Annotated in this window: 4 protein-coding genes and 1 riboswitch; all 4 genes read left to right on the plus strand. The window is 51.4% G+C overall.

Going from position 1 to position 5,371, the window contains the following annotated elements; all coding sequences use genetic code 11:
• Positions 1–59 precede the first annotated feature (59 nt).
• The 4 genes from O6944_02935 (at position 60) to O6944_02950 (ending at position 5,010) form a co-directional block, all read left to right on the plus strand.
• The gene (locus O6944_02935; protein MCZ6718095.1) at positions 60–1,376 is read left to right on the plus strand and encodes a M12 family metallo-peptidase; all 1,317 of its coding nucleotides are present in this window, start codon (positions 60–62) and stop codon (positions 1,374–1,376) included.
• A 555-nt stretch (positions 1,377–1,931) separates the two neighbouring features.
• The gene (locus tag O6944_02940) at positions 1,932–2,144 is read left to right on the plus strand and encodes a hypothetical protein (protein ID MCZ6718096.1); all 213 of its coding nucleotides are present in this window, start codon (positions 1,932–1,934) and stop codon (positions 2,142–2,144) included.
• A 3-nt stretch (positions 2,145–2,147) separates the two neighbouring features.
• Positions 2,148–3,770 carry a caspase family protein gene (locus O6944_02945; protein MCZ6718097.1) on the plus strand — a complete coding sequence of 541 codons (1,623 nt, stop codon included), beginning with the start codon at positions 2,148–2,150 and terminating at the stop codon, positions 3,768–3,770.
• 473 nt (positions 3,771–4,243) lie between these two features.
• Positions 4,244–4,320, plus strand: a riboswitch (cyclic di-GMP riboswitch).
• Positions 4,321–4,380: 60 nt separating this feature from the next.
• Entirely contained in the window at positions 4,381–5,010 is a 630-nt protein-coding gene (locus O6944_02950) for a hypothetical protein (protein MCZ6718098.1), read from the plus strand.
• Positions 5,011–5,371: the final 361 nt, after the last annotated feature.

Consider the following 5,371-nt stretch of genomic DNA (forward strand, 5'->3'; position numbering starts at 1 on the left):
GTCACTAGCAACAACAATAAAGCCAAACCCGCCTAAAGACAGGGTAGGAGGAAGATCAAGTGGACATCAAGCGACTCATTTTATTGGGACTGAGCATCCTTATTGTGGCCTGCGAGCCGACCAGTGTTTCGCAAGAACCGAGTATATTCCGGTCTATGCCGAAGAAGATCGATGCGACAGATCTTCCGGACGTTTTGACAATGGATCGTGAGGAAGTATTGCGTAGTCGATTTGTGCGCTTCGACTTCAAAATCTTAGAGAGCAAATTACTTTCTGTCGAAGATCCTACAACTATTGAACCCATCGAGATTAATTTGTTTGATGACCTGGCGATTAGGATCAGAACGGACGACGTTCAAAGGCGGGAAGGGGGTATATACGTATGGAGTGGGATTCCAGCATCTGAGTATTACGGTGTCGTTTCCTTATCATTCAACGAGCACACGATTTTTGGAACCATTCAAGCCGACGGAACGATCTACGAGATAACGCCAGTAAAAGACGATATCGTGATGATTGCCGAGATTAATCAAGCACGTTATCAAGAGGAAGGGCCACCTATTATTCCCCCAAAGAAGTATGAGAAAGACAGTTCAGAAGGACCGGATGCAGCGGCGGATCACGAGATCGGACACGAAGAGCTCAAGGTATTGGTAGTACTCCCTCTGCCCAGTTACAGATTTATCTGCCGTGGCTCATTTCCCTTCGTAAACATTCTCGCGATAATCGAGTCAGCATATGAGAATAACCTGAACAAAGTATTTAATGCGGTTATCGCGACCGGCATTCACGCCACCGTCGAAATCGAGTGCCACGACTATAACCCTATCGGTGATGACCTAACCGCGGATCTAAGTTGGGTGCGAACTGATGCAGGTATCGCGACACTCAGAGACAACCACGATGCGGATCTCGTCAGTCTTATCGTTCCAAGTGCAGATTTCTGCGGAAGGGCATATGAGAATTATCCTGTTACCGCGACCGACGAGGAGTGGGCATATTCGGTCGTTAAGGGTAGTTGTGCACTGGGTAATTATTCATTTGCACATGAACTCGGGCACAACATTGGAATGCGACATGATCGCACTGGCAACAACGACTTTGGGTCCAGCACGTGCAATTATGGCCACGTATATCCGTTGAAATTCTTGTTTTTCAATATGAATATGAGGACTGTAATGGCCTATGGTAGCTCTTGCAATGGTTGCTCGCGAGCTGGTGTTTACTCCACGCCGACAACTATAAGCTTCGGGTTCATATCTATTGGGCCATTCGGTGTCGCTTGCAACGTGCCTGCATCCGGTGGGAACTATCGCAGGGCCAATAACCGACAGCAACTGATCACCGCTGAGCCTGTGGTAAGCGCTTTTCGATAGGTTATCAAGCGATGCGTTAAAAAAAGCACAGGGAACCGGGCGCACCATCGGGGATTTCTCGCCCTGGGAACGTCCGCTGTTGGCCGAAAGCAGCCGTTTAAAATCGTGAAATAAGCGCGGATTGAATGACCGCTTTTGGGATAAGCAGACGTTCAGATATGGTGCTCCCGAAAAACGCTACCGAACGACCGCTATACGCCCGAAAGCGGCCGTTCGACTGATATGATGCTGAACGACCGCTTGTGACCCAAAGCGGCCATCGGCCAAAACTACCATTTGCAGCCAGCGATAACGGCTCGAGCTCGATAAATCGCTCGGCCAAATGTAACGCCTCCTGGAAGTAACCGGTTTGAAGTAAGTACCAGACCGACGCACCCAGAATCGTTAGATCACCCGGTTATTCGCGCTCGGCCTGTTCGAATGCCTCTATCTTCCTTAACAGTGACCAGTTTTCGATAATGGGTTGAATGATGGTACATTAAATGGGATTTTTCGCATTCTCACAGGTGCAATGCCGTGTATATTAAACAGGGCATTAGTTGGGAGTAAATGCTCATGGCGCGACGTTGGCTAATTTTCCTCGGCGTGGTCATCACCGGGGTCGGTCTGTATCTCTACTTTGCATATCGGTTGCCTCCGGGTGTGGAGCCGATGGGCGAGGAATCCGAAACCGTGGCGTGGATCGGCCTGGCAGTGGCCGTCGTTGGCTTGCTGACAACTGTCGTCAACTTGGTGCAGAGCCTCGTAAAAGCAAAGGCAGGTGATTAAGCGATGTGTCGTAGCGTCCACGTCGGCCTTTTGCTTGTTGTGGCGCTCGCGCTGACGCCCTCGCATTCCAGGGCGGGCATCGATCGCGTTTATTACAAGCCAGAGGCGGCAATTAGTTTGGGTGAGCGACTCGCGGATTTCGTCGGTTATCCCGGCTATCAAAAGAGCTATGCGCTCGTAGTTGGGATCAGCGCCTACTCTGGCGGCTACCCAGATCTGCCGACCCAGAACGACCCCATTCGCATGCGGGACTTTCTTCTGAATGAGGCAGGTTTCGACTACGTTCACGTCATTACCGAAGAGAAGGTCACAAATGTACGCATACGGACGTTAATGGAGGACGATTTTCCAGCGCTCATCGGTGAGAACGATCGATTTCTCTTCTACTGGTCTGGACACGGCATCCAGCGAGATCTTCCTAACGATAGTATGCGGGGTTACCTGCCATTGGCATCCTCCTCGCGGAAGTGGGGGACGATGGTCAGCATGGTGGATATCGTACGCTGGGACCAGAACATCGCCGGGAAGCAGGTGCTGTACCTGGTCGACGCGTGCTTCAGCGGCTTGGCCGGCTTGGTGACCAAATCGGAAAGCCGCGCCTTGACCATCGAGCAGCTGGCACAGCCTTCACGCCATCTGATCGTGGCCGGGACCGGTGACGAGAAGACAATAGCCGGCGATCGATGGGACGGCAGCATATTCACGGATTCTGTCCTTAAGGGTCTGCGGGGTGCGGCGGATACGGGTACTAGAGATTTTGACTCGGACGGTGTGGTCTCGCTACACGAACTGATTGACTACGTGAAGAAGCAGGTGAACTTCGAGAAAGTGTCCGCGGGCTGGAAGAAGCCGATCACGCCACAGCTACGCGACCTTAGCAACAGTGTCGGCGAGTTCTTCTTCCTGACCGGAAGGGAGAAAGTCGCCGACATAGATCGGAGCGGCGATGGACTCTCCGATGAGTACATGCCCGACGAACCGGTGACTGATAAGAGTGATCTACAGTTGATGGCTCAGCTCACGATAAGTTCACACGTGACAGGTGCCACGGTGTATATCGATGAGCAGCGTAAGGGGCCAACCGGTCCAAGTCCGTTTGAGCTTGCTCCAGGGGTTCACACGGTGCGACTCGAGGCTGAGCAACACGCGTCCGTGGAGAAGACGGTGATGTTAGAGGCGGGTGCGAGCGAGACGCTCAGGTTTGACCTCCCGTTCATCATCTCGGAAAAACCAGATCCAGATGTAGTTGGTAGGTACCGTGTTGTAGTGACCTACAATCGCAGAGTGTCAAAAGCCGTCGCTCGTGAGATCGCACAGGCTCTGAGTTTGTTGGGTTTTAAATCTTTAAAAGCCAGAGATAACTGGCGCACAAAGCGTGCTAATGAGCTTATTTCAGATGTAAGTATATTGGCCCACAGTGACGATTTGGCAGCGAGTCAGACAATTGCGCAAGCCCTCAGAGAGTTGGGTATAGAAGTCCCGGGGTTGGCCATCAACACCATTACGAAGGGCGATAAGATTATGACTGACGTCGGTGGGACTATCTCTTATGCCTTAAAAGGAGATTTGATCCTTGTTCTGATACCAGACAATTACAAAGCACCGCCACAATTTAACATAGAATAGATTGACTACTTTCTATCGAAGCGTCATCCGCTTTCCTTTTCGTTCGGCATTTTTATTGTCCTTGCTTCACTTGCCGGCATTGTGATCGTTAACGCCAGATTCGGCGTGATCCCGATTATCCCCGTCCTGGGGTTGTTCGCCGTATGTGTAATATGCGCGGTGACCTAAAAGATCTGGGTGCCTGCCATACTGTTAATAGTGGTCCTATTGTACTGGATCAGTGTGGGCTTCCTGACGCTTGACGAGATTTTCGTGCCGTTTACGAACGAGGTTCGATGACGCCTTGTGGCCGTTACCCGTCCTTCGTTTTCTCAAATTTAGAGTGATCTGAACGGCCGCTCGCGATGAAAGCGGACATTCACAGAGCACGACGTCTTCACCTAGTATCCGTCTCTCAGGGAAGGCGGCTTCGAATCAGCGCACCCTGTTCATAATCCAGCAACCCGGTAATTTTCTACTATACTTAGTAGTCGCAACAATATAGCCAAACCCGCCGAAAGGCGGGGACGGAAAGCCACGGGAGATCAGACTAACTCTTGTGGCTACTCTCTTCCCTTGTTACGCTATTTCGTTCATCGCTGACGATAACGGCGAAAAAAGGAGATCAAAAATGCTGCTCCTTAAATCTACTCTGATCATGCTTGCGGTCTTGACCCTCGCAGCGTGTGACTGCTGCACACCCCCACTAGATACAACGCCCCTCGATCACTTCAAGTGCTATGTCGCAGAGGGGGAGGTTCCCGAAATTGAAGTGTTGAGGCTTGAAGACCAGTTTAACATCGAGAAGGACGTACAATTGGTGGAGCTACGGTATTTTTGTAATCCAGTCACAAAGTTCATCAACGACGAACCTCATGAAGCTGCACCCGATGAGGACCACCTTACGTGTTACATGATTAAACCCTCGGAGCCATTCAAAGCCACAGTTACTGCGCACAACCAGTTTGGTGAGACAGAATTGAAGACGCTGAACAGCGAACTTCTTTGCGTACCGACCCATAAGCATGGCTTCGATCAGCCACTAGAAGAGCATTGTCCCGGTGGGGAAGGTTGCTGTTGCAATTTGCCCGACGGGGCAGGAGGGACTTGGCCTGACTGCGCGTCTGGGTTCGAATGCAGGCGACAAGCCAATCCCACCAACCCCAATGATGCTATTCAGGTTTGCGTTCCGACGGGCACGCCAGCGGGCGCACCCCTGCAGTTGCATCCGAGTCAACCACCGTTCTGCCGAATTCCCTAAGGGATCGGTAGCACTCTAAGAAGGCTGTAGACGGCAGCACGGAAACTCAAGAATCGTCAGGCTTGCTGCGGTGAGTTGAAGCGACGCATGCCCCGCTCTCTCACCCGAGTTGATTGATGAGGATGAGATGGTTCTGCACGGTTTGTTCCGTGACGTGAATCGTACCCGGCATCAGGTCTCGATGTGCCACCCCGTAACTGCTTAGTTTATCCGTCATAATCATCGATGGTTTGCGTTATCCAACGAATGTCCGGAAATGGCCGAAAGCGGACCCTCGATATCTGCGAATTTCCATGATCTGAACGTCCGCTTTGGAGAAAAGCGGACATTAGAGATTTCCAATTGAAACATCACCCACACG

Source organism: Gammaproteobacteria bacterium (assembly GCA_027296625.1).
In the GTDB taxonomy this organism is placed as follows: Bacteria; Pseudomonadota; Gammaproteobacteria; order JAKEHO01; family JAKEHO01; genus JAKEHO01.